21 protein-coding genes are annotated in these 23,868 nt (G+C 60.7%); 15 read left to right on the top strand and 6 right to left on the bottom strand.

From position 1 onward, the window contains the following. Window positions 1-164: 164 nt before the first annotated feature. Complete coding sequence (locus ACFJGX_RS05455) at window positions 165-2,999, bottom strand: SEC-C metal-binding domain-containing protein (protein WP_382327949.1); 2,835 nt, start codon at window positions 2,997-2,999, stop codon at window positions 165-167. A 182-nt stretch (window positions 3,000-3,181) separates the two neighbouring features. On the opposite strand from ACFJGX_RS05455, the gene ACFJGX_RS05450 reads away from it, so the two are divergent. From ACFJGX_RS05450 to ACFJGX_RS05405, 10 genes are all read left to right on the top strand, one after another. Next, window positions 3,182-4,156, top strand: coding sequence for a hypothetical protein (locus ACFJGX_RS05450; RefSeq protein WP_382327947.1), 975 nt, complete (start codon window positions 3,182-3,184; stop codon window positions 4,154-4,156). After that, complete coding sequence (locus ACFJGX_RS05445) at window positions 4,116-4,790, top strand: restriction endonuclease (RefSeq protein ID WP_382327945.1); 675 nt, start codon at window positions 4,116-4,118, stop codon at window positions 4,788-4,790. Before ACFJGX_RS05450 ends, ACFJGX_RS05445 begins: the two co-directional genes overlap by 41 nt. Before the next feature lie 704 nt (window positions 4,791-5,494). After that, window positions 5,495-5,926 carry a helix-turn-helix domain-containing protein gene (locus ACFJGX_RS05440; protein WP_382322393.1) on the top strand — a complete coding sequence of 144 codons (432 nt, stop codon included), beginning with the start codon at window positions 5,495-5,497 and terminating at the stop codon, window positions 5,924-5,926. 249 nt (window positions 5,927-6,175) lie between these two features. Then, entirely contained in the window at window positions 6,176-6,949 is a 774-nt protein-coding gene (locus ACFJGX_RS05435; protein WP_382322394.1) for a Tn7 transposase TnsA N-terminal domain-containing protein, read from the top strand. After that, a complete protein-coding gene (locus ACFJGX_RS05430; RefSeq protein ID WP_382327943.1) occupies window positions 6,930-8,939 on the top strand; it encodes a Mu transposase C-terminal domain-containing protein in 2,010 nt (669 codons plus the stop codon). The genes ACFJGX_RS05435 and ACFJGX_RS05430 overlap by 20 nt, the downstream gene beginning before the upstream one ends. A 15-nt stretch (window positions 8,940-8,954) precedes the next feature. After that, entirely contained in the window at window positions 8,955-9,911 is a 957-nt protein-coding gene (locus ACFJGX_RS05425) for a TniB family NTP-binding protein (protein WP_382322397.1), read from the top strand. Next, window positions 9,908-10,777: a TniQ family protein gene (locus ACFJGX_RS05420; protein WP_382322398.1), complete on the top strand. Its 870-nt coding sequence runs from the start codon at window positions 9,908-9,910 to the stop codon at window positions 10,775-10,777. The genes ACFJGX_RS05425 and ACFJGX_RS05420 overlap by 4 nt, the downstream gene beginning before the upstream one ends. Before the next feature lie 539 nt (window positions 10,778-11,316). Beyond that, the gene (locus ACFJGX_RS05415; protein WP_382328610.1) at window positions 11,317-11,943 is read left to right on the top strand and encodes a TniQ family protein; all 627 of its coding nucleotides are present in this window, start codon (window positions 11,317-11,319) and stop codon (window positions 11,941-11,943) included. A 724-nt stretch (window positions 11,944-12,667) separates the two neighbouring features. Next, window positions 12,668-13,114: a helix-turn-helix domain-containing protein gene (locus tag ACFJGX_RS05410; protein WP_382322399.1), complete on the top strand. Its 447-nt coding sequence runs from the start codon at window positions 12,668-12,670 to the stop codon at window positions 13,112-13,114. 109 nt (window positions 13,115-13,223) lie between these two features. Next, window positions 13,224-13,439 (top strand): antitoxin Xre/MbcA/ParS toxin-binding domain-containing protein, encoded by a 216-nt coding sequence (locus ACFJGX_RS05405; RefSeq protein WP_382327942.1) that lies wholly within the window; start codon window positions 13,224-13,226, stop codon window positions 13,437-13,439. A gap of 354 nt (window positions 13,440-13,793) precedes the next feature. Here the strand turns inward: ACFJGX_RS05405 and ACFJGX_RS05400 are convergent, their stop codons facing one another. The 5 genes from ACFJGX_RS05400 to ACFJGX_RS05380 form a co-directional block, all read right to left on the bottom strand. After that, a complete protein-coding gene (locus ACFJGX_RS05400) occupies window positions 13,794-14,075 on the bottom strand; it encodes a hypothetical protein (protein WP_382327940.1) in 282 nt (93 codons plus the stop codon). A 10-nt stretch (window positions 14,076-14,085) separates the two neighbouring features. Then, on the bottom strand, window positions 14,086-14,637 hold the full coding sequence (locus ACFJGX_RS05395; RefSeq protein ID WP_382322401.1) for a DUF6036 family nucleotidyltransferase: 552 nt from the start codon (window positions 14,635-14,637) through the stop codon (window positions 14,086-14,088). A 36-nt stretch (window positions 14,638-14,673) separates the two neighbouring features. Continuing rightward, window positions 14,674-16,464: an AAA family ATPase gene (locus tag ACFJGX_RS05390; protein ID WP_382322402.1), complete on the bottom strand. Its 1,791-nt coding sequence runs from the start codon at window positions 16,462-16,464 to the stop codon at window positions 14,674-14,676. A gap of 412 nt (window positions 16,465-16,876) precedes the next feature. Beyond that, window positions 16,877-17,386 carry a hypothetical protein gene (locus ACFJGX_RS05385; protein ID WP_382322403.1) on the bottom strand — a complete coding sequence of 170 codons (510 nt, stop codon included), beginning with the start codon at window positions 17,384-17,386 and terminating at the stop codon, window positions 16,877-16,879. Window positions 17,387-17,940: 554 nt separating this feature from the next. Then, window positions 17,941-18,873: a LysR family transcriptional regulator gene (locus ACFJGX_RS05380; RefSeq protein WP_382327938.1), complete on the bottom strand. Its 933-nt coding sequence runs from the start codon at window positions 18,871-18,873 to the stop codon at window positions 17,941-17,943. A gap of 114 nt (window positions 18,874-18,987) precedes the next feature. On the opposite strand from ACFJGX_RS05380, the gene ACFJGX_RS05375 reads away from it, so the two are divergent. Genes ACFJGX_RS05375 through ACFJGX_RS05355 form a run of 5 tightly spaced genes read left to right on the top strand, consistent with a single transcriptional unit; the run spans window position 18,988 to window position 23,839 of the window. Further along, the gene (locus ACFJGX_RS05375; protein ID WP_382327936.1) at window positions 18,988-20,424 is read left to right on the top strand and encodes an NAD-dependent succinate-semialdehyde dehydrogenase; all 1,437 of its coding nucleotides are present in this window, start codon (window positions 18,988-18,990) and stop codon (window positions 20,422-20,424) included. A gap of 35 nt (window positions 20,425-20,459) precedes the next feature. After that, on the top strand, window positions 20,460-21,455 hold the full coding sequence (locus ACFJGX_RS05370) for a Bug family tripartite tricarboxylate transporter substrate binding protein (RefSeq protein ID WP_382322406.1): 996 nt from the start codon (window positions 20,460-20,462) through the stop codon (window positions 21,453-21,455). A gap of 14 nt (window positions 21,456-21,469) precedes the next feature. Continuing rightward, on the top strand, window positions 21,470-22,465 hold the full coding sequence (locus ACFJGX_RS05365; protein ID WP_382327934.1) for an NAD(P)H-quinone oxidoreductase: 996 nt from the start codon (window positions 21,470-21,472) through the stop codon (window positions 22,463-22,465). 19 nt (window positions 22,466-22,484) lie between these two features. Beyond that, window positions 22,485-23,201, top strand: coding sequence for a 3-oxoacid CoA-transferase subunit A (locus tag ACFJGX_RS05360; protein ID WP_382322407.1), 717 nt, complete (start codon window positions 22,485-22,487; stop codon window positions 23,199-23,201). Then, a complete protein-coding gene (locus ACFJGX_RS05355) occupies window positions 23,198-23,839 on the top strand; it encodes a 3-oxoacid CoA-transferase subunit B (RefSeq protein WP_382327932.1) in 642 nt (213 codons plus the stop codon). Before ACFJGX_RS05360 ends, ACFJGX_RS05355 begins: the two co-directional genes overlap by 4 nt. Window positions 23,840-23,868 lie beyond the last annotated feature (29 nt).

Below are 23,868 nucleotides of genomic sequence, written 5' to 3'. Positions count from 1 at the left end.
AGGCGAGTTCCAACGTCTCCTCCTGCGACGAACCATGCGCCAAGTGCAGGTCTAGCGCGACACTTCCATCTTGTCTCTTTGGCGCCACTTAAATAAGCAGGCAACGATGACCTCCGCGACGCGCAGTCAGGCGATTGACGATGGCAGTCGTGCGCACGCCACGGTTATCCGGCAAGACCGCAGCCACACTTCTTGAACTTCTTGCCTGAACCACAGGGACAGGGCTCATTGCGCCCGATCTTTACTCCAGCGGAAATCGGCTGGCTCCTTTGGATTGCCATAGGCCGCCCTCCCGGGCGCCACTGCGGTATCGGATTGGCCTTGATTTCCGCGATCAGCTGGCGTTGGTCCGCGAGAGTCATGCGGGCTAAGGGTGCCAAGCCGGCCGCGTAAGGCTGAAGCCGCTCCATCTCCCTCTCAGCCTCTGAGTAGTTGCCGCAGTAGGCTAGAACGACGGCGTACTGCGCGCGGACATCCAAGTGCCGATTCAGGAGTTGGTTGTCCACGAACACCGGCATGACGTGCTGCTCAAGAATCTCACGCGCGCCCACGAAATCATGCCGTGCGACGAACTCGTCAGCGAGGTCTTGCCCCACTCGTATGAGCGAGTCGATGGCGCCGGCTAAGGCGTAGAACTTCATGGCATGGATTCGCGCGAGAGGCGCGAGTACGTGCAATTTGCCGGCCACCATGGCCTTTAGTTCGAGCGCATCCGCGAGGCGCTTGATGTCCACGTGATCAAGGCCCGGCTTGTTGATGAGCGCCCAGAGCGCGGCTTGCTTCGCACCTAGTACCTGCTCGGGCCGAATGCCGAGAACCGCGAACGTCTCTTCGATCACCTGTTCGACCACCCTCATCGCGCTCTCGTAGCGCTCAAGGCGAAAGAGCGCCGCTGCCGCGTTGTAGAGGAAGACGCGTCGGTGGACAGGCTTGTCCGGCAATCGGCTGTCCAGCTCGCGAATCGCGCGCCGAACCCCCTCTTCGTCACCTTGATTCGAGAAATGGAGCATGCGCTTCATCAGGAAGGACAGAACTTCGTCCTCACCGAGCGCGCCGCTTTCGATCAATTGCTCCATCGCCTCGAACCTAGGCGCCAGACGATCCATGTTCCCGAGCTTCATGTCCGAGAAGACAAGACCATCGAGAGCCCAGTATCGCTGCTCCGGATCTGATCCGTCTTTGGCTACCAGCGCTTCCAGGCCGTGCCAGACCTCTACGGCCACGCCCATTTCGTGGAACATCTCTTCGCCGATGAGGTCCACCAACGTCTTGACGTCCCCAGTGGCCAGCAGCAGCCGCGTGTAGAGCGAGAAGCGCGCCGTATTGCGATCACGCTCGAACGCCATAACCATCAGGTCCTTGAGGGCAACACGAGCCCGTGACGCGACCTCTGCGGACATGCCCGACAGGTGCTGGCTCGCGACAACACGGATGGCGTCATGCAGTCGGATCTCCTTGTTGCCATAGATCTCCACCACCCCTGCGGCTCGTAATGCCCGGATCACGCCAGCAACCGCTCGCTCATTCATCTCAAGGGCCGTGTCCAGCAGCTTGGTGATCTCGGCTGGTAGTAGGCCAATATCGGGCAGGCTCAGCACCGCGATCGTCTGTTGCGCGGCGAGGGGAAACGCGTCGAAGACCTTCGCCAAGATGACCTCTTGCGCGGTCTGGGTCAGGTTGGTCAACGCGTCGACGGCGTCGCACATCTGGTCGATGCGCCCTGAGTACTCTTCGCGAGCAATCGTGGCGGCACTCCTGACGAACAGAGGCATGCCAGCCGTCAGGGTCTTCAGACGCCCCATGGTGGCCGCATCCCCTCGACATCCCCACCCGACAGCCGCCGCCGCAACATCGTCCACACCCCACCCCTTCAGCGGCTCTCGCGTCAACCCCAGAAGGGCTTCGATCTCGGGCAACGTCCCAAACGGTTGCGCTAGGAGCACGAACTTCAGCGCCGACGTGACATCGATCATGCGCTTGAGGCTCTCAGCCGAAACCCGATGCACGTTGTCCAGCACAACGATCGGCGAGAGCCCCTCGCGCTTGAGATAGATGTCCAACTGGCTAAGTGACTCGACGCCAGTGGCGCCCGGCAGCAAAATCTTGCGCACCACATCTGGTCCGGCGCCGGCCAACTTGGCGGCCAGCTCACGCACCAGCGAAAGGGCGAGGGCCTCCCCCGGCGTCTCGGCGCAGTCGAAGTACGCGCAGTTGTGCCTACTTAAGGTGGCCGCCTGAGAGGCCCACGCGGTCTTCCCGGCCCCAGAGAAGCCAGAAACGATCCGGACTCGGGAACTCGAGTCGATTTGAGGCTCGTTCTCTTGCGGGCGGTACTGCTCGGGCGGTGCCGGGAAATCCTGCAGTTGGATCAGGATCTGATCCAGCAGTGACGGCAAATCCGAAACCAAGAAAGTGTGATCCGCATGAGGCGCTTCCCCAGCGGCCGCAGCCTGGACGCGGCCAGCCAGTTTCCAAACGAGGGAGTCGGGCGCCAACATGGCAAGCGGGACTGTGGTGGCTCGGTCGACGCACCATGCGACTGCCTCATCGATATCCGCCCAAGCCGGTGGAAGTTGACCAAGGTCACCAGAACACACGCGGCCTGGCCACAGGATCTCCACGTCGCCCGACAGCTTTCCAGTCTCGACCTGTTCAGCCAAGGACGGCCCCAAGGCTCGGTTGACCAACACCACGAACGTTGCGCGGCCCTGCCGACGGCCCTGCTGGTGCTCTTGCCGCAGGGCATCAAATCGGGCCATCGTCGATTTGATGTCGGCTGGCATGATCGGCTGGCTACGCGTCTTGACCTGGATGTAGAAGCGCCCCGCAGGTGTGACGAGCTCGATATCCTCGTCTCGCTCGACCACCACGGAAGTCGCACCGGTATGCCCTGAAGTCAGAAGACAGGCGGCAGCATAGAGATGCTGATATAGGAAGCCCCGGTGCACAGCCTCAATGCGGATCTCCTGGGCTGGATCGAGCGTCGCGGTATGGGTCATATGGGCAAGAAGACTTGGTTTCGGGTCTCGCGAGGTGCATTCTCCAGCGGCAGCTGATTGCCTCGTCTAGGATGTGACATCCTATTCTGCCCACTGCCCACTGCCCACTGCCAACGGCGGAGCGAGCGTACAAGTCATTTTGGGGCTCGCCGCCCAGCCGCACTTCAATTGATATCGGACTGATGCGCTCGAAAGCCGCCTTCCTGAGGCGGCTATATATTGGATGCTTCAAAACTAAGACGGCGCGGGGCAATGATGCGGCGCCTTACCCAGGGATCCGACGGATGGCAGGACAACGATTGACGGGCGCGGCCGCGCAGACCGAGGCCATGCGGGCGCTGACCCATTCGCGTGCCTGCATCGAATCGTCTCTTGCGCCCTTCGAGCCAAGAAGCACATTCGAGATCTGGTTCTCGACCTTCCGTGGCATCGAAGAGCTGATCAACCTCCCGGGTGAACTGCGAGGCGAGCCGCTCCTCGACGAAATTGAGGGGCTGGCTCTCCTCGACATCGGCGGCATGCAGCGGGCATTGCCATCCATCAAAGCAGGCGTTAAGTCCCGCTTCTCCCGTTTGGTCGCACAGCGGCTGGTGCGCACGCTCATTCAGTTACATGCCATCGCCACATCGTTTGCGACGCATCAGCTGTCTGTAGCTTGGGAGATGGCAACCTTCGGCTCCGCTATCAGCTACCTGCAGTCCCGCCGACGGCATATGCTGGCCCTCCTTCACATGATTCCCGGTGCCTGCCGGGGAACTCACCGGCTGCATGAGCTGGACGGCCTCAACCAGTTCCTCCACCTCATCGAGACCGCCGGTCTGGGCACAACGTCGATGCATCGCAACCTGATGCTGGCCCGGGTGTATCCGGACTTCACCTTAGACGTCGATGAAGTGGGGATCTTGGCAAGCCACAGCTTCAACGGGCTGAACTCGCAGTTTCTGGAGCCCGAGCGAACAGCCATCACCGAAATGACTGACGTCGACTTCAGCGAAATCAAGTTGGCTCCATTGAACCGTCGGCTAATTTTCTCCAAGGCCGAGCTGGAGAACAATCTTGCGTTCATCGCCGCGGCGTACGCGGAGTTCAACCTTCACGAGACGTCATATCGCCGAATTGGCCGCGTTCATCCGCAGCTTGCTCCCTCTCGTTGTTGACGAGTATTTCGTTCGACTGACAGTCAAGCGCTTCGACGAGTTGTGCTCCGAGCAGAAGCTACCAGAAGCCCTCAGAAAGGCGCTTGTCGTTGAAGGCGCCGACTACGTCGACAACACCAGCACCTACGCGCCGTTCACGCGCGTCGGCGGCGACCTGGTCACTTCTATCACCCTACTCGGTCGATTCGCGAACCACTGGAAGAATGTCTGTTTGAACCGCGTTCGTCGATACCAGATCCGCTCCGGATTCATCTTCGAGAAGTCAGTCAAAGCAGCGCTGCAGGCCCAAGGGTTCGACGTCACGGAGATCAAGAGAGTGGGCCGCGCGGAGTTCGACGTCGTTGCGACGCTCGACGGCGTGATCTACAACGTTCAGTGCAAGAACAACCTCGTCGACTTGAATCGGATCGAGGCCGACGTCCGAAGGTTCGTTCGCTACAACCGCTCCCTTGACTTGGCCTACAGGAAGGCCCTCGAGAAGGAGCGCGCGCGCGAGCAAACGCTATTAGGCGAGTTGGGCCTGACCGCTATCAAGCACTTCGTTGTGAGCCGCTATCCCGTCGCAACGCAGAACCCCTGCGTTTTGGCCTTCGGCGAGATCTTGCGGTTCAGGGCCATTGCGGTCGGGACGTGAGGCCGATGGCTGGAGCCATCAGTCCTCTGGTGAGTAGCTCGGGTTCTTCCCGTCGGCAGAGCCAGACTGTCTGCATTGCGTCGGGATACTGAACGACTCTTTGTGGCCGATTGCGGCAGTCTAGCTATGACCTCGCTTCTGCAAACAGTCAACCGACATCGCGGATTTCTGAACGTCCGCAACGCGGCGCAGAGCGAACGTTCGGCGCATAAGCCCAGCCGACCGCTCCCGCTGCACAGCTGGCTTTAGCACCAGGAGGATGGCTTCAAGCTCGTCTCGGTAGCGCTATCGTGCGAGCCAAGCGTGAAGGGTGCGCACAAACGGTTGTTCGAGGGCTGCCTTGGCAATGCAACGTAGCTCGTCGACTTCGTTCATTCTCGCAACGCAGTGCCCCAAAGCGAAGCCGCTCGGCCCAAGTAGCTTGGATTCTTGTTCACCTGGATCGCATGCCGTCTTACGTTAATGCAGTTCGCTTACCGCTTATCGGATGAGAAGCTCCGCAACCGGGCCTAAGACTCCCCGAAATCCTACTTAAGAAGTGTACCGCAGGTGCTTGAATTTTCGTTGTATTTGCTTTTACTGTGTGTGTAAGAGATATACAAAACACCTTATAAATCAATGACTTACAGCTGACTCACCGGTAGACGGATGCTGCCGACTGATGTACCTTGTCTGTCGCCACAATTTCACGTCACAACTGTCACATGAGCCCGTTTTCTGAAGCGCTGAGATCCCTCCGTTTCCAACTTGGTCTCCGCCAGCAGGAACTGGCCGACCTCGTCGGCTGTGACCGCACTTATCTCTCGGCGCTTGAGAACGACCAAAGACCAGCACCCACCCCGGAGTTTCTGGAAAGGTTGATCCAGGCTCTCAGCCTGAATGAAGAAGAGGCAGAGGGCCTGCGCTCGGCCAGGAGTCATTCCAGGAGGACGTACACCGTGCCGGGCGACTCACCCCAGGCGACATACGAGTTTGTGCACGATCTATTCACCCGTCTGGACAAGCTGACGACCAGGCATCTGCGCGCGTTAAGCGCTGTATTGCAGATCGGTGATCCGCATGCGGGGAGAGGACGCGCTCGAGCGAGTCGTCCTTCCAGTGCCATCCATCACGATCAAAAGGAGGACACCATGTAAAAAACGGGACAAACCTCTCGGCCTGCCCCGTTTGCGGGATGCAGCTGACGCTACTTCCGGTTGGCACTTGAAGTATCGCGCCAGTTCCCGCGGCGGTCAACTACGCGCGCGCAAACCCCAAAGTTCTCTTCAATCACTGGTGACCAGTGTTGGGAACGTTTGTGCACGCCAGACCATCACCTGGCGCGACTTCCGGCAGTCACATTGACTGTGTGAGGGCCTGTTGTCGCCAAAATTCTGGAGCGACACATGAAAAATCCCATGGGCACACGCTCGGGCGCCATTCCGTACAGGGACGTCACGCCTTCGCAGCAACTGCTACCTAGCCGCAATCCCATCACGATCAGCGGCGACACCTTTAGGGGAAAGTTCAAATCCTTGACATGTGGCAGCACGATCAAGTGCGAGTCACTGACCGAGATCCGTGCAACGGACCTTCTAGAGTTCAGCAAGCAGATTCTTCATATCACCCACCAACCACCGACGCTGAAGTTCAAACTGGACGGCAAACGCCGGCGCTACACCCCTGACTTCGCCGGAAGCCTTGTTGGTGGCGGTCATCTTCTTGTCGAGGTCAAACCGCAAGCAAAGGCTTGCCTTCCGGAAATGAAGGCCTTCTTCAAAGCGGCAAAGGTTGCTGCGGCACAGGAGGGCTGTCGCTTCGCCGTGGTCACCGAGCACCACTTCAGACGACCAGGCATGAAGGATGTGAAACGCCTTCTGAAAATGCGCCGTGACTGGGTTGTCGAGAACCTGGGCGGGCCTCCCTTGGACGAATCACTGGACACCACAGCTGCTTCCATCTGGCACGAAAACCCAGCCCTTCAACGGGCCTTTGAAAACAAGCCGCGCATGTCAATGGCGGAGGTCATCCGCATGCTGGGGAGCACGGATGAGGCCCGGTGGTCGCTGGACCTGCTGCTTCTCACACGCACGCTCGCATGGCCCATCTCGCAGTCGCTGGGCCGCCACACGCAACTTCACATTTACTCGGAGATCGATGATGAGCAACTCTTCATTTGATGTTGGCAGTGAGTTCTGTCTTCGCGGGAAAAACTACCGTGTGACATCAGCAACCAAACAGCGCCTCGTACTCGAAGACATCAAGGCTGAGGAGGTCGAGGTCAAGAAACGTTCCGAGCTTGTCGCCGCATACAAAGAAGGCCATCTCGTTTTCAGCGACCTTCTTGCGACGGCCTCATCGAACTTGGAGGAATTCCAACACGAGAAATCGTTGTCCGACTTCCCGGCTCGCTTGAAGAATGAGGCCGCAGGGAAGCTTCACTATCTGCGAAGCATCTGCCCTCGCGGCCATGTGCTCTTCAGTCGGCGTGAGCTCCGGCAAAAACTGCAGGAGTGTCACGCCCAACTCCCAAAGGAACTTCTCACACCTCGTGCGCCCAGCATCGCCACCTTCTACGAATGGCGTAGCCGGTGGATGAGGTCTGGCTACCAGACGCGAAGTTTGGTCAACCGATACGACCTCCGCGGCAGGAAATGCGACGAGACGAACCCGCGTGTGTTGCCTTTCCTTGAGCAAGCCATCGAAGAGACCTTCCTCAAGCCGAATCACCCTACGGTCGCAGAGACCCTTGATCACGCCAACGGCTTGATCGCAAAGTGCAATCTGAACGTGCCTCCGATTGACGCCATTCCGAGGGCGACGAGAAACCAGATCGTGCGGGAGCTCCGCAAGCTCGATCGCAAACGTGTTTTGGAGAAGCGATACGGAAAGGCCCACGCAGAGGCCGCCACAAGCTTGCGGGGAAGGAAAGAGGAACCCGAGCGGGTGTTGGAGCGAGTTGAGGTTGATCACACTCCGCTCGACGTAATCGCTCTCACCAGCAAGGGGGGCATTGCAGCAAGGCCATACCTCACCGTCCTCATTGACGTGCGCACTCGCATGATCTTGGGTATCTGGATCAGCTTCCAACCGCCAAACTCGGGTTCCGTCCTTCGCGCACTGCGGGTGGCGATCCTGCCGAAGGACGATCTCATGCGAAAACTGAAGATCAAGAGTGAATATGACGCACACGGCGTCCCGCTTGAACTGGTCCTGGACAACGGCCTCGAGTTCCACGGCAACGACTTGGAGGGCGCCGCGCTGGATCTGCAAATCAAGGTGGTGTATTGCCCTCGTCGGCAACCCCGCTTCAAGGGGGTGGTCGAGAACTGGCTCAAGCAGATTAACTACCGATTCATGCACCTGCAGCCAGGCACCACTTTGGATCGCTACTTTAAGCGGAACGATCTTGATCCGTATCGGGACGCAGTGATCCCTCTTGAAGATCTCAAGCGATTCATCTGGAAGTGGATTGCAGAGGTGTACAGCCGCCGCTTCCATCGCGGCCTTCAAACCTCTCCTCGCGAAAAGTGGCGCGACCTCGTGAAGCTCGGCCCCCCGGTCCTGCCTAAGCGCATGGACGTCGTCACCTTCTACACGTCGCCCATCCACCAGCGAATGCTGAGCTCCAAGGGCATCGAAATCAACTGTCAGTTCTACAGGTGCGACGAACTCACAGACGTTCTCGAGATCCACGGAAAACTTGAACTTCAGGTTCGTCCTGACCTGGACGATATGGGCAAGATCAACGTCTTGCACCCCGACACGCAATCGTACTTCTTGGCGTACTCCACGAATCCGTCGTATGCGAACGGCCTAAGTGTTGAGGAGGACAAGTGGATCCGCAAGCTTGCCCGAGAGAAGTACAGCGCGCTCGACGACGAAACAGCCATGCTGCTGGCAAAACAGGAGATTCGCGAAGAGATCGCTGCGATGCAGAAGGAAAAGATTGAGGAAGCCGACAAGCCTAAGGCGAAGGCCTCTCGGAAAGCCAAAAAGACCACGGGCAAGCGAACGTCAAAGGCGGCTCACGCAGCTGCCTCGGCAAGCAAAGCCATTGAGTCCGCCGCAGTGGATGCTGAGCCCCACACTCCTTCGGTCGCTCCCAAGCGCATGCCGAACTTCGAAAAGCTCAAAGCCTTCCCGAGTGGCGAACCGACCTTGTTCTAAGCCTAGGAGAACAGCATGAAAAGCCAATCCTTTGCTGACCTTGATGCCATTGAGGAAAAGGTGTCGTCATTCAGCAATGTCCTCATTCAACACGCGCCTCTGCAGGCGGGCATCGACGCCCTGAAGGTCCTCAAGACCGCATCACGACACAATCGGAAAAGGGCGCGAGGCGCCCTCATCTATGGCCTCTCCGGCGCCGGGAAGACGACGCTTTGCAAATGCCTGGAGGAGCAGTTCCCGCGGTACGATGCAGACGACCGAACCATCATCCCTGTTCTCTTCGTCGAACTACCTTCTCTGCCCACGCCGAAAGTCATTGCGGAAGCAATCCTTACCGCGATGGGCGATCCGATGGCGCACAGTGGCACGGCGGAATTCAAACTTTCGCGGGTGCGCACACTGCTTGCCGCGTGCAAGGTCGAGATTGTTCTGATCGATGAGGTCCAGCACATCTCGGACAATCTCGATGGCCGAACGCGCGATATCGCCTCAGACACCCTTAAAAATCTCATGAACGCGACGGGGATCCCGTTTGTGTTCTTTGGGTTGCCTTCGGCGTCGAAGTACTTTTCCAATCGTATGCAGCTCGGCCGTCGGCTCAATCCTAAGATCGATCTGGGCGTCTTCTCGTACGACACCGACGCCAACCAGGACCTGTTCGCAACGCTGCTCTTGAGCTTTCACGAGAAGCTGCCGTTCAGCGGCGATTCTGCCTTGATCGACCCGGAGCTCACACCGCGGTTTCATCGGGCCTGCTACGGCTTGATTGGTTCCCTCGCCATGTTGTTAGAGGCAGCGGTCCGAATTGCGCTTCGAGCGCGTGCGAACTCACTCACCCGAGAACACTTGAGGAAGGCCTTTGGCGAGGAGGTGTATCTCGGCTGTAAACGCAACCGAAACCCTTTCGATGAAAAATTCGACCATCGTCCCTTGGTCGACGTGGGGGAACCGTTCTTCGGGTTCGGAAAATGATCGCGGGACCTCTTCTGGTAAGACCTCTGCCGATGGAGGGTGAGAGCCTTCGAGGGTACTTGTTGTACCTAGGTGAATTGAACGGGCTCGGCAGCCTACTTCTGGAAGAGGTCCTGCGCACCGGATTGCGGAGGTATCGGTCGTACAAGGCGGCGGTTGCCGCTTTGTCCGGCCTAGAAATCTCACAGCTTCCTAAGATCTGGTGGCAAGAAGAACGACACGCCTCACGGTCTCCCTGGACCTACGGTATTGCGCTGCCGTCCTCTGAAGTTCGCCACGTTCAATGCTCCATTTGCCCGCGATGTCTTCAAGTGCAAAGCCGCGCTCGGGCTGAGTGGGAAATCTCCGTTTTTTGTGTATGCCCAGATCATGCCTGTCACCTCATTGACGTCTGCCCAGGTTGCAGCAAAGGCATCTCGTGGCACCGCCCCGGTGTACGCAAATGCGCTTGCGGATTCGATCTCGCCAACTCGTCATCCACTGCGGCCGCGCCAGAGGTCGTGGCCCTGTCCGCGCTACTCTCGGATCGCCTAAGGGGATTTGCAAGCACGGATACACATGGTGCCCTTGGCTTTCACAGGACATTGAAGCGCATGGATGTGCGAGCCATGGTAGGGACAGTCGAAATCCTGAAAATGCTCCCCTCTCCTCTTTGCGCACTTCTCTCCCCTCGCTCGTCCGATGACCACATCAGTGAACGCCTTGCGCGCCAGACCTGGGCGCAGACATCGGCGGCTCATAACCTGGCCCACTGGCCAAAAACATCAACCTCGCACTTCAACACTCAGCCAAGGAAACTTCCGGAGGCGAAGGCAAGGTCTGCGATATTCACATCATCAAATGGCCGCATGCCCTCTTCCGACTAGCGCCGTCCAAGGAGAAGGCCGAACGGATAGGCCTGCCGATGTTGCTTCGTGACGAAGTGGATCGCTTCATTAAACGGCAGTCGGTGACAGCTCGGGGAAAAACGTACTTCTTGTTGTGCAAGCGGCCACCGCCTCGGAAGGCCGCATGGGGGCACACTTGTTTCAACGACAGGTCTCAGACCATCCGAGACCACTTTCTTGTATCGAACGCCGCCATGGCGCATGCTTTCGGCGTTTCCATTCCCCGTTTAGAAACGCTTGTAAAAGCCGGGCTTGCGCCGAACAACACAAAGCCTGTGCGTGCAGGGGAATTGGACTCCTCAATGCGCCGCCTCTTTTACTGTGCCGTCGGACGTACATGGGGATACAGGCGCCTTCAGGATCTGCTTGCCCGAGGGGATTCCGACGCGCGTGGCCTACGTCGTGCCGTCGAGGAACTCAGCGGTGGAAAGTTTGGCGCATCAGACCCCGCGCGGAAGAAGAAGTAGGTCTTGCTCTTCGCACCAGAAACATTTGCTGCTCAAAATCGGGGGGATGTAGTGATTGAAGTTCATACCAAACTGCTTGTTCGGCCCGTTGCACGCTCAGGAGAGCTCGCGCAAGCGGTGTTGTTGCGAGTCTCTGGCGATAACGCGTTGAGCTCCCCTCGATCGCTGGCAACCTTAGGATGGCGGGGCGACAACCTCGCAGAATGCCTAAACGGTGGTCTGACACCCCAAGGCCCCATCAACGGCTTAGGCCCGCTCAACCGCTCTGCGGGCAACCGCGTTCCGAGCAGATTCTGGACATTGAGAAGGTCGCGCTTCTGTCCAATTTGCTTGCAGGAGGCCCTGTTTTGGAAGGCGGAGTGGGGGCTTTGTTTTACCGTCGCATGCACCATTCACAAGGTAAAGCTCGTGGATCGGTGCTCATGTGGCAAAGAGCTCCGATGGACCAGACAGAACTTGCACTCCTGCACCTGCGGTGAGGACCTCCGGTGTCTTTCCACTGAGCCAGCATCTAAAGCAGCGATTTACATGTCTGCAGAGATTCAGATAGCTGGCGAGACCTGCTGGCGAGACCTGCTGGAGCGACCCTTCAGTCAATGCGGCGGATCACCTCTGCGATCTCCTGCATCGTATCTGGCTGCTGGGCGCGCATGTCGTGGGCACGGGGGTCAAGCGTAAACAGCTATCTGACTTGCACGATTGTCGCCGAGCAACTGAAGTCGTGGAAGCGGCCGGCAGTGTTCTTGGCCATTGGCCGGAGGCGTTTTTTGAGCTGCTTGACGAGCTTAGCGCAGGAACTCCGCCGAGCAAGTCGAATCGTGTAGCAGCCGCCTTTGGCCCTGTCTACCGTGACATGTATGCAAAGGGAACATGGCGAGCCTTCACCATGCTCCGAGAATCGTTCGAGCAATACATCCGCTTGAGGTGGACGGGACAAGTTGCGAAGCGAAACCGCCGACTTGGAGACGAGGCGGCAACAGAACACGTCTGGATGCCTGCGACCCGAGCAGCAAAGGAGTTGGGCTGGAGAGCGCCGCGCCTTCGGCGTGCGATAACAGCAGGGATACTGCGTGGACATGTCAGAGCTCTTCCTTCAGGAAGGACCATGTCTGTGGCCCATCGAGAAGACGTAGATCAGGTCAAGAAAGAGCAGCTGCAGTGGGTCGATATGAGTAGTGTTTGTCGAATCCTCCGGATTGGAAAGCGACGCGCGAAAGAGTTGATGCAGATGGAGAGGCTTCGTCCAGTAGCAGGGCCAAGTGTGGACGGATCATCAGTCTGGCGCTTTAGGCAGATCGACGTGACCGAGTTGGCGAGGACACTGAAAACGGAAACTCCTGTATAGCCTGCTTGCGCCAAGCTTGGACAGACCTGAGGACTTCTAATAGGGCAGAATGAACCGATGACTACCTTCGCAACCTCTCTCAAGAAAGAAATCGCGCGCATCGCGCGCAAAGAACTGCGCGATGAGTTTGCAATGCTCCGCAAGAGCTCCGCTAGCTATCGTTCCGACATCGCGGAACTCAAGCGAAAGATCAAATCACTGGAGTCTCAGGTCAAGTCGCTGGGGCGTTCGACCTCAAGGGCCGAAGTGGCGCCCAAGGAGATTGCTCCGCCTCCTCGGTCGACGCCAGGGCGCAAGGTGAAATTTGGTCCCACCGACTTGTTGACGTTGCGCCAGAAGCTTGGTTTTACCCAAGCACAGATGGGCACACTAGTTGGCGTATCGTCCCTTTCGATCTACAAGTGGGAAAGCGGGCAGGTGACTCCTCGGGCTACGCAGCTTGAGAAGCTCTTGGCGGTCCGCAAGATCGGCAAGCGTGCTGCAATGGCGCGCCTGCAAGCCTAAGATAGTCTCGCGTGTAAGAAGGCGATCTCTGGCAACTTGCGTTCAGTAGGTGACCAATCATAGAACGAGGTCCGGGCTTTAGATTGCACAATGGATTTCAAGGCTGGTGATGGCAAAGACAACCGCTGAATCGAAGATGCGTTTGCAGGAACTTGAACGCCTGGCAGAAGAGGCGTTTGCGTCACGAGCCGACGCTCGTAGCTGGCTATTGAGGCCACATCCGTTGCTCGAGGGAGCGTCACCGCTCCAAGTAGGAAAGACCGAGGATGGGGCAAGAAGAATTCAGGACATGCTTGTCGCTATCAAGTATGGAGGAGTGGTCTAGCTTGGCATGTTAGATATAGCGCGTGCGGCGGGACGACCACCAACGTTCGTCAATCTCAGTTCCGCACAGTGCGGGCAAGCCCAAGACGCTTAGTTCAGTTTGAATTAGACCGGCAGCATCTCAGTCTGCCGGACTATTCGCCCTGCCGGAGACCTCTAGAAGCTTTCGAGAGCAAGCGCAGCACACGGGGATTTGCCCCGTCCAATACGTGAATGCCATCGCCAAGTTGAGGTAGCTGGACTTCGTAGGCCTCTCCCACCCATTTCGGCCACGGCTGCAGATCGGCTGATGCCCCCTTGGCAGTGCACGACCAGCCGTATCTCATCGGGCGTTTCGTGGTGCCGGCCGACAAACTCAACAATGCGCCGCGCGTCGATGAGTTCGGGCGCCTTCTCCTCGTCGTACTTGCAGATCACCTTGTGTTCTTCTTCTGACATCTGGTCCTGCGCCCTCAGGCTCGCCAGGTTTTTCAAAGGTGTCCACAAAGTGCAGGATCAGATGGTCTCGAAACTGGTGCAGGTGTTCGGGGCGGTTGCACTCTTCAAACTGGTTGAGGATCGAAATGATCACGGTGTCCGAACTCGGCGCAAGCTTGATCGCGTCTTTCACCCCCATGAAACGCACGTCCTTCAACATAGGTTGCTCCTTAGTCTTGTGCGTTGGACATGCCCAGCGCGCGCAAGGCAGGTTCAAAATCTCTCCAGAACCGGTCCGGACCGGAGACCCATTCACCAGCCAGCTCTTGTAGCGGTCCTTGAAGTTCAGCGTCTGATGTCAAGCCCAACTCGAGCAGTTTTCTCACGTCGCGCTCATGCAATCCGGGAAAGAAGTACAACTTGCTGATAGCTAGGTCGACGGGTGAGACGACATGGAGCTGCAAAAGGGAGGTGCCAACATCAAGTCGCGTTGCTCGATCCCGGAATCGCTCTGGCAGGCACGACTTCGTCTCGAAGTAGCCCGGATCCAGTGCAAGCCGAGGCGACGGCACGCAAAGGTGAGGTGCAAGGCCCCAATGGCGCGCGTCCACGATGGCATCGACATCCCTGGGGACGCGCTCACCGTCGTAGAGATGCATGGCCGCACCGCCGGCCAAGTACATGTTCAACGGCGCGCGTAGCTGCATTTCCTCCTCAATTTCCCGGAAGAGTTGCCAGATTTCCTGGGCGATCTCGGTATCAAGAAACAACTTATGGGTCATGGTGACACCCGATGTTCTGCGCTTGGCATGCTGCGTTCAGTGCTTGAGACCGGAACGCATGTTCAGACTAGCCCACGCCGTCAGGTAGCGGGTCAGGAAAACCTTCAGCGCTCGCATGCTGGACACCCTCACGTTGTCTAGCGGCACGATGGACGCGAAGACATCTTTCGGCAGGCCCCAGTCCTGAGCGATGTCCTCCAGCGCAAACGGGATGGCCTTGCGGACGTCGGCGGCTGACGGGCGCCCGAAATGCAGGATCGTGAACCGGGAGCGCAATGCCTCCGGCAACCAGGTCAAGTCATTGGCGGTGGCGATGAAGACCATCCGCGAAAGATCGCACTCCGCCTGAAGGAAGGAATCGAACCACCGGCGGGCGCTCTCCGGCTCCAAGATGCCCAGCAGAAAGCTGGAAGCCGGCGGCGTGTGACGCTCGCCGTCGATGACCTTGTCGATCTCATCTAGCAACACCAGCGCGGATGCCGACTTGTCGTTCAGCAAAGGTTCGAGCAAGACAGAGGGCTGGCCGCTTGCCCACCCTCGCGAAGTACCCGTAAGGGTTCGGATGTCGGACATGCCACCCAGCCCGATCGCCCGAAACGCCAGACCCATCTCCTCAGCGAAGCGCCGGGTGAAGCGGGTCTTGCCTACACCGGGTGGCCCGAGCAACAGCACCGGGCGCAAGCGGAATTCCAGCACCCCAAACTGGCGACACGTCATGAGTTCATCAAAGATGGAGCCGACCGCCGCGCTGGCCCAGGGGAACTCGGCGAGCAGTTTGGTCTGGCTTTCCTCCAGCCGGGGAGCATCGGGCAGCAGGGCGACAGGCTGCGCAGATTCCAGCGGCTTGAAACGCTCCAGCACAGCTTTGTCGCTGGAGTCGTTGGCCGGGGGCACTGGCCCGCGCACAACGATGCGATATGGCACCTTCTGGTCTTCCGCGCCGTATGTCGCCGGTACCGTCGCCGGCGGTTCCTGCGCTTGTTTGACCGAGACTTGACCTCTACGAGCTGCCAGCACCGCATCATTGGCTTCGGTGAGCCGCTTGAGGACAGAGTCGTACATGCCATTCTGAAGCGGATCCATCCTGGCGGCCCCAGCTGCTTTCGTGTCGGACATAGGATCCAAGAGGGCTCCGTGCCTCAGCGCTACCCAGATGGGCGGAGCTGTCTCCGTGTGAAACTCCAACCGGTCACAGGTTGTCCATTCCCTGTTCTGGGGTCTGCCGTACTGGACGAACAAGCTCAGCAACTCCGCGGCCTTGAAGCACTCCATGAATCCCAGTGCTGCCGTTCCGCGCCACATCAGATTTTTCAGCAACTCCTGAGCGCGCTCCATGCACGGCCAAAGGGATTGGCCGACCAGGCGGCCCACCGGCAGCTCCAGCGTGGCGGCCGTCAGGATAAAGATTCGCTCCGTGGACTCACTCGACTCCCGGCGCTTGATGGTGATGCCTGCTGCGCAGAGGTGGGCCGTGGCAAAGGCGTGAAGCAGGTTCACTGACCAAGTCAGCCGGTCGAGGAGGCGGAAGAGATCGATCATGAAGGCCTCCACGTTCATGTCCGCTGCGTGGGTTCTTAGCCACCGACCGATGTACCGAATCGAGGCGCAGCGCAGTGTCTCACTGCTTCGCGGGTCAAGCGCGTGGCAGACGTACCGCTCCAGCTCAATCAGGTGCGCGCCAGATCCACTGGGGAATGGCAAGGCCAGAAGCAGGGGGTGTCGAAGCTGGAAGGGGAGGTTGGTGAACAGAGCTTGCGCCCTGGCGGGAATGCGGAATTCCGGATGTGATGTTTCCATGCTGCTCTCCACAAGAACGTTGCGGTTCAAGCTGCGCAGCAGCCTTCGGAGAGCAACCAACAGGGCGGGGAATCGATGTGATTCCCGCCCGCTTGGGGTGAACTTTACGGCCGAGTCAAGGACGTTGCAAGGGCTCTCAAACTCCTCTCAGGTGATGAGCTGTGTAGGAGATATTCGGGATGCAACGAGATGACATTAAGGTCGACTTTTTTCATAGGGAGATGCTCAAGATCGACCGCCTGTCATTTCGTTTCGACCGATATGTATGCATCGCCAAGTGGTCTTGCTTTTCAACGCAGAGCCGGGTGCGAAGACAACTCTTGTGACCCTCCGACAGCTCTTCACTCCCCTCGCGCGCAACACCTTTGTCGACGTTGAGTCTCGCTTATCTGGTTGCCATATCGCCATGAGCATTGGCACTGCGCGTTGCTGGCACTACCGTTCATTTCAGTTTTGCGCGCCAAACGCCTCGTGCCTTCCCTGCACCGGTCGCGGCGCCGTCCGTGTTCAAGCGCTCCAGTTGCCAGACATTCGCGCGTGAAGCGGCGTTGAGCGCCGAGGTCACACTCGCACCCTCCGTCATGTCCTTCAACTCGTACTCCAACCGTGCCTCGCCGGTCTCAGCATCGAAGGTCAGCTGAACCAGCCGCACATGGGCGAGGTCCGGATGCTCGATAGCGTCGTACAAGCGGTTCCAATCCCGTTGCATCAGGCGCAGAGCGGCCTTCTCGCTCGCCTCGCGCGGATTGACGGCGGGTGCCACCGGTGCCGACCTGGCCTTGAGCTCGGCTTGCAAACGGTCCAGCTCCACCTGCAGGCCTTGCCGGATCTGGTGCTGCTGCCAGACCTGCCAGCCTGTGAAACTCGCGATGGACAGCAGGATCACCGCCGTGACCAGCCAGATGACTTTCCACGCACGAGGCTCCACGAACTGGATGCGAACGGGCTTCATGCGAGCACCTCCCAATGGCCCGCCCACACCGCCGGTGCGTGTGGCGACTGCCGCTGATGGGGCAACACCTGGGGCGAGAAACGAACGCTCACGCCCTCCACTGGCAGTGCAGCCGCAGCCGAATCGATCAGCTCGGTGACGGCGCCCGGCTCGTGCACGCTGACGCGCCGAACGCTCCTGGGCCGACAGCCCGGGGCACTCGCCGCCGTGGTCCACAAGGGCTGCATCGAAGCCAGACGTCCACCACGCAGAATCGGTTACCGGTCTTGTTCCGTGTCGGGCAATGGCGTGGCGGACAAGTCTTGCCCACTGCCCTATCGGCACGCGCACGCGAAGCTGAAGAAAAAAGTGGCTCGGCCCATATACGCGGTCGCCCTGCCCGCGGGCGCGCGATCAAATGCCCTGGGCAAAGTGGCGAACGGGCCCCACAAACCTTGCTGGAAAGAAGTGGCCGCACCACGGCAACGCACACCAGGCCGGCCCGCCGCACCCGCTTCGAACCCGTTGCGCCCTGTGGCATGCGCTTGAGGCACCGGCGCGATCAGGCAACCACGTCATGGCAGCCGCCTCTGCATGGCGCGCTGCCAACTTGCAGGTCGACCGACATGGTCCGAAAGCGCGGTCACGAAGGCCTTCAAACGGGCGCTGGGACGTCGCAACGCCCGCACGAGATGGATGCCCGTGATCTCGGCGGGGGGCATTCCCTTCGGATGCAGAGCCACCAGTTCTCCACTGCCAATATCGTGCCCCACCACCCAGTCCGGCAGGCGCACGATCCCCGCACCCGCCACCGCAGCCTGCCGCTGCGCTTCGAAGTCATCGGACTCAAACAGCACAGTGCGATATTGCAGCAAGTCGTCCCCCAGGACTTCGCGCCATCCCAGGGGACTTTGGCTGCGGCGCTTGTCGATCAATCGATGGTTTTCCAACTCATCCAGCGAATGGAGAGCACCGTGGCGCGCCAGGTAATCCGGGGCCGCACACACCACGTAGGTTTGGTCGGTCAGCTTGGTGCTGATGAGCGTGCTGTCTGGAAGGTGGCGAAAGCGGATGGCCAGATCCAGCCGCTCCGTGGTCGGATCGGCGATCCGCTCCGTCAAGTCCAGCTCAACGCTCAGGCCCGGATGGGTATGGAACATCTGCGCGAGACAGGGAACCACGTATCGGCGCCCGAATGTGGGCAGGCAACTGACCCGCAGCACGCCCTCCACCGCCGCCTCGAACGAAACCACTTCGCTGCGTGCGTCGGCGAGATCGCTCAAGATCTTGACGGCGCGGCTGAACAGGAGCTTGCCGGCATCGGTCGGGCGCAACGCACGCGTCGAGCGTGTGAACAGCGACGCCTTCAACTCTTCCTCCAGCGCATCGATCTGCCGCGCCACCGAGGACACAGCCACGCCTCTGCGCCGCGCGACCGCAGAGAACGACCCCGCACGCACCGTATCGACGAAAACCTCCAGGTTCTCCATGGTGCGGGCCTGACTCATCTTTGCACATCCTGCAAAGACGTTTCGCGAACGCTGGGATTGTTCTCAATGAATGACATCCCTACGATTCTCTTGACTTCAACAGATTTGAGCAAGCAGAGCAAAGGAGATCACATGGCGACGCCATACGACGAGTTGTTTCTTTTCATCGACGGAGAGTGGATCGACCGCAGAGACCGCGAAACCTCCGCGGTGCTCAACCCGGCAACAGGCGGTGTGATCGGCCACGTGCCGCACGCGCGTCAGGCCGACCTGGAGCGAGCGTTGCAGGCAGCCGATCGTGGTTTCGCCGTCTGGCGCAGAACAGCCGCGTACGACCGGGCCAAGGTGCTGCGCCGCACGGCCGAACTCCTGCGCGAGCGCGCCGACGCCATCGCCAAGCAACTGACCCTGGAACAAGGCAAGGCGCTGCACGAGGCGCAGTATGAAGTGCGCAGCTCAGCCGACTACTTTGAATGGTTTGCAGAAGAAGGGCGCCGCGTCTACGGGCGCACCGTCCCTTCCAGGCGCCCGCAGGTGCACCAGCGCGTTCACAAGGAGCCCATCGGCCCTGTCGCGGCCTTTGCGCCCTGGAACTTCCCGGCCATCACCCCCAGCCGAAAGATCGCAGCCGCGTTGGCGGCAGGTTGCTCCGTCATCATCAAGCCAGGCGAGGAGTGCCCCGCGACGGCCCTGGCCATCGCCCGCGCCCTGGATGACGCGGGGTTGCCCAAAGGCGTGCTGAACGTGGTGTTCGGCGTACCCGATCAGATCTCGCGCCACCTCATTGAGTCGCCAGTGATCCGAAAGGTGTCGTTCACGGGCTCGGTCCCGGTGGGGCGCGTGCTTGCCGCCCAGGCCGGTCGGGCCCTCAAGCCCATCACGCTGGAATTGGGTGGGCATGCCCCTGTGCTGGTCTTCGCCGACGCAGACCTCGACACAGCGGCTCATCTTCTGGCCGCAAACAAGTTCCGCGGCACAGGGCAGATCTGCCTGTCGCCCACGCGCATTCTGGTGCAGCGTTCTGTGTATGAGTCATTCCTGGACAAGTTCGTCGCCCAGACGCAGGCCTTGAGGATCGGTGATGGCCTCGATCCGGGGACCCAGGTCGGACCGGTGTCCAATGAGCGGCGCATCGAGGCCATCCGGGCCCTCGTGGCCGACGCACGCGCATGCGGTGCCACGGTGCGGGCCGGAGGCGAGCGCATCGACCGGCCGGGCCTATTCTGGCAGCCCACCATCCTCGCGGATGTGCCGGCGCATGCGAAGGTCATGCACGAAGAGCCTTTCGGCCCGCTGGCCATCGTCCTTCCGTTCGACTCGATCGATGACGCCCTCGCGGAAGCCAATCGATTGCCCTACGGGTTGGCCGCTTACGCATTTACCGAGTCGGCACGAACCGCCATGCGCGTGAGCAACGAGCTCGAGGCCGGAATGATCGGCATCAACCACGCACAGATGATCGTCTGCGAGTTGCCATTTGGCGGCATCAAGGACAGCGGTCACGGCTCCGAAGGCGGCGCCGAGGGCATTCAGAGCTACCTCAACACCAAGTTCATCAGCCAAGTCTGAACCGCATCCCCCTTCGACAAGTAGGAGACATCGACATGAAGTTCACGCAACGCGCCCTCGGGATCACTCGCGCACTCGCATTGGCCGTTTCAGCCGCGGCGTTGTGCGGCCATGCCCTCGCCCAGGACACGTACCCCAGCCGCCCGATCACACTGGTCGTCCCGTTTCCCGCTGGCGGCGTCACCGACGTGGTGGCGCGCGAGCTCGCGCATCGGCTTGGTGCTGCGCTCGGGCAGCCCGTGGTGGTCGACAACCGGGCAGGCGCGGGGGGCAACATCGGCACGCAGGCGGTCGCACGCGCCGCGCCGGACGGCTACACGCTGGGCGTCCTGACCGTCAGCGCACTGTCCATCGCGCCCCACTTGAGCCGAAAGCTGCCGTTCGATCCCTCGCGCGACTTCACGCCGATCACCAATCTGGTCAATACACCCGGTGCCTTGATCGCCGGGCCTGGCACGCCTTTCAACAGCTTCTCGGAGTTCGTCAAGTACGCAAAAGCGAATCCGGGCAAGGTCACCTACGCCAGCGTCGGCCCCGGTTCGATCCCGCACCTGACTGCGGAAATCCTGGCCAAGGCGGTCAAGGTCGACATGGTCCACATCCCCTACAAGGGCGCCGCACCCGCGATGCAAGACCTGCTCGCGAACCACGTTGATCTGTCCTTCGAGACGTCACTGGCCACCACCATGTCCCACCACGCCAATAAGCGCATCAAGGTGTTGGCGATCACTGGGCCGAGTCGAGTCAGCGTATTGCCCGATGTGCCGACCGTGGCCGAATCCGGCTACCCCGGCTTCGGCGTGCAGGGGTGGTTCGGCCTCCTGGGGCCGCGCGGCCTGCCGCCGGCCATGGTGGACAAGCTCAACCAGGCGGCCGTCCAGGCCTTTGCCGACCCTGCGCTGCGGCACCGGATGGAACAGCTCGGCATGCAGCCCGACACCAGCAGTCCGCAGCAGTTCCGACAGTTTCTGGCGGTGCAGGACAAGGCTTGGGCGGAGTCGGTCAAGGGCCTGAACATCACCCTGGAATAAAGGACGGGAACCCCATGCAAGCCATCGTTTTCGACGCGTTCGGAGGTCCCGAGGTGCTCGTGTCCCGCGAGGTCGAACGCCCCTGCGCTCGCCCCCATGACCTTCTGGTGGCCAATGCCTCGATCGGCGTGAACCGGGCCGACATTTCACATCGAAAGGGGGCCTACGGCCGTGCCCACTTCGGCGACTCGGACATCATGGGCCTGGAAATCGCCGGCACCGTGGTGGAGCTTGGATCGCAGGTGCGCGGCTATGCCGTGGGCGACCGTGTCATGGGTATTGTGGGTGGGGGCGCCTATGCCGAGTTTTCCCGCATCGATCATCGGATGGCCATGCGCGTTCCGCCGGGGCTCGCGTTGGCAGACGCGGGCGCGGTGGCCGAGGTGTTCGTGACCGCCCATGAGGCGCTGTTTCACCTGGCCCGCCTTCAGACCGGCGAAACTGTGTTGATCCATGCGGCTGCTGGCGGAGTGGGCTCGGCCGCAGTCCAACTTGCACACGCTGCCGGGGCGCGGGTGTTCGCGACGGCCGGCGGTGACAAGCGCCATGCCGTCCACGGCTTCGGCGCTGATGAGGTCATTGACTACCGCACCGAGGACTTCCAGAACGTGGTCGATCAGAAGACGGACGGAAAGGGCGTGGACGTGGTGATCGACTTTATCGGCGCGCCGTATCTGGAGCGCAACGTGCGATCCCTGGCGGTGGGCGGTCGCATGGTGGTCGTCGGCCTGCTTGGCGGCACGCAGGGCGCAGCCCTGCCTCTGGATGCGCTGCTGTACCGGCACTTGCAGATATTCGGCACGGTGATGAAGTCTCGGTCGCCCGAAGTCAAGCAGGCCATGACGCAACGCTTTGCGCAGCGGTGGCTTGAGGCACTCGCCGCCGGCGCGATCCGCCCGGTGATCGACAGCACCTTTGCACTCGCTGACGCCGCCGATGCACACCGGCGCATGGAATCGGGCGAAAGCGTGGGAAAGATCCTGCTGATTCCGGCAACCGCTGCGCACTGATACACCGCTGGAAACGCCCGTGATCAACAAGATCGCCGCCTCGGTCGCCGAGGCGCTCACCGGCATCGAAGACGGCGCCACCGTGCTCATCGGTGGTTTCGGCACCGCCGGCATTCCCGGTGAACTCATCGACGGCCTGATCGACCAGGGCGCGCGCGAGCTCACCGTGGTCAACAACAACGCCGGCAACGGCGACACCGGCCTGGCCGCGCTGCTCAAGGCAGGGCGCGTGCGCAAGGTCATCTGCAGCTTCCCGCGCCAGGCTGACAGCCATGTGTTCGACGCGCTCTACCGCAGCGGCCAGCTCGAACTCGAGCTGGTGCCGCAAGGCAACCTGGCCGAGCGCCTGCGCGCCGCCGGTGCCGGCATCGGCGCCTTCTTCACGCCCACCGGCTTCGGCACCGAACTCGCGAAGAACGCCGACGGCAGCGCGAAGGAAACGCGCGTGATCAACGGCAAGCCCTATGTGCTGGAGTACCCGATCTTCGGCGACGTGGCGCTCATCAAGGCCGAGCGCGGCGACCGCTGGGGCAACCTCACCTATCGCAAGGCCGCGCGCAACTTCGGCCCGGTGATGGCGACCGCCGCGAAGCGCACCATCGCCAGCGTCTACGGGATCGCCGAACTCGGCAGCTTCGACCCCGAAGCGGTGGTGACGCCCGGCATCCACGTGAGCGCCATCGTGCAGATCCCCCGCGTGCGCACGCAGGCCGGCGGTTTCAAGGAAGCGGCATGAGCTACACGAGAAGAACCAAAGACGAACTCGCGCGCCGCGTGGCGCAGGACATCCACGACGGCGCCTACGTGAACCTGGGCATCGGCCAGCCCACGCTGGTGGCCAACCGCCTGCCCCCGGGCATCGAGGTGGTGCTGCACAGCGAGAACGGCATCCTGGGCATGGGCCCGGCGCCGGCCGCGGGCGAGGAAGACTACGACCTGATCAACGCCGGCAAGCAGCCGGTCACGCTGCTGCCCGGCGGCGTGTTCTTCCACCACGCCGACAGCTTCGCGATGATGCGCGGCGGCCACCTGGACATCTGCGTACTCGGCGCCTTCCAGGTCTCGGCCACCGGCGACCTGGCCAACTGGAGCACCGGCGAAGCGGGCTCCATCCCGGCGGTGGGCGGCGCGATGGACCTGGCCATCGGCGCCAAGCAGACCTGGGTGATGATGGACCTGCTCACCAAGCAGGGCGCGAGCAAGGTGGTGGCGCAGTGCAGCTACCCGCTCACCGGCATCGGCTGCGTCAAGCGCATCTACAGCGACCTCGCCACGCTGGCGTGCACGCCGCAAGGTCTGAAGCTGATCGACAAGGTCGAGGGCCTGGAACACGCCGAGCTCGAAAAGCTCGTGGGCCTTCGGGTGGCCGCCTGAAGCCCGCTTTCAAGGGCTTTCGCACGTCA

It is taken from the genome of Hydrogenophaga sp. UC242_50 (assembly GCF_042697355.1).
Classification (GTDB): Bacteria; Pseudomonadota; Gammaproteobacteria; order Burkholderiales; family Burkholderiaceae_C; genus Hydrogenophaga.
The sequence above is the reverse complement of the archived record's forward strand: the minus strand, read 5'-3'. Positions and strand labels throughout refer to the sequence as shown.

What these genes read in the sequence shown, in the direction of transcription:
- ACFJGX_RS05455 (WP_382327949.1), bottom strand. Translation starts at nt 2,999, where the DNA reads ATGACCCATACCGCGACGCTCGATCCAGCCCAGGAGATCCGCATTGAG.
- ACFJGX_RS05450 (WP_382327947.1), top strand. Translation starts at nt 3,182, where the DNA reads ATGCGCTCGAAAGCCGCCTTCCTGAGGCGGCTATATATTGGATGCTTC.
- ACFJGX_RS05440 (WP_382322393.1), top strand. Translation starts at nt 5,495, where the DNA reads ATGAGCCCGTTTTCTGAAGCGCTGAGATCCCTCCGTTTCCAACTTGGT.
- ACFJGX_RS05435 (WP_382322394.1), top strand. Translation starts at nt 6,176, where the DNA reads ATGAAAAATCCCATGGGCACACGCTCGGGCGCCATTCCGTACAGGGAC.
- ACFJGX_RS05430 (WP_382327943.1), top strand. Translation starts at nt 6,930, where the DNA reads ATGAGCAACTCTTCATTTGATGTTGGCAGTGAGTTCTGTCTTCGCGGG.
- ACFJGX_RS05425 (WP_382322397.1), top strand. Translation starts at nt 8,955, where the DNA reads ATGAAAAGCCAATCCTTTGCTGACCTTGATGCCATTGAGGAAAAGGTG.
- ACFJGX_RS05420 (WP_382322398.1), top strand. Translation starts at nt 9,908, where the DNA reads ATGATCGCGGGACCTCTTCTGGTAAGACCTCTGCCGATGGAGGGTGAG.
- ACFJGX_RS05410 (WP_382322399.1), top strand. Translation starts at nt 12,668, where the DNA reads ATGACTACCTTCGCAACCTCTCTCAAGAAAGAAATCGCGCGCATCGCG.
- ACFJGX_RS05405 (WP_382327942.1), top strand. Translation starts at nt 13,224, where the DNA reads ATGGCAAAGACAACCGCTGAATCGAAGATGCGTTTGCAGGAACTTGAA.
- ACFJGX_RS05400 (WP_382327940.1), bottom strand. Translation starts at nt 14,075, where the DNA reads ATGTTGAAGGACGTGCGTTTCATGGGGGTGAAAGACGCGATCAAGCTT.
- ACFJGX_RS05395 (WP_382322401.1), bottom strand. Translation starts at nt 14,637, where the DNA reads ATGACCCATAAGTTGTTTCTTGATACCGAGATCGCCCAGGAAATCTGG.
- ACFJGX_RS05385 (WP_382322403.1), bottom strand. Translation starts at nt 17,386, where the DNA reads ATGAAGCCCGTTCGCATCCAGTTCGTGGAGCCTCGTGCGTGGAAAGTC.
- ACFJGX_RS05380 (WP_382327938.1), bottom strand. Translation starts at nt 18,873, where the DNA reads ATGAGTCAGGCCCGCACCATGGAGAACCTGGAGGTTTTCGTCGATACG.
- ACFJGX_RS05375 (WP_382327936.1), top strand. Translation starts at nt 18,988, where the DNA reads ATGGCGACGCCATACGACGAGTTGTTTCTTTTCATCGACGGAGAGTGG.
- ACFJGX_RS05370 (WP_382322406.1), top strand. Translation starts at nt 20,460, where the DNA reads ATGAAGTTCACGCAACGCGCCCTCGGGATCACTCGCGCACTCGCATTG.
- ACFJGX_RS05365 (WP_382327934.1), top strand. Translation starts at nt 21,470, where the DNA reads ATGCAAGCCATCGTTTTCGACGCGTTCGGAGGTCCCGAGGTGCTCGTG.
- ACFJGX_RS05355 (WP_382327932.1), top strand. Translation starts at nt 23,198, where the DNA reads ATGAGCTACACGAGAAGAACCAAAGACGAACTCGCGCGCCGCGTGGCG.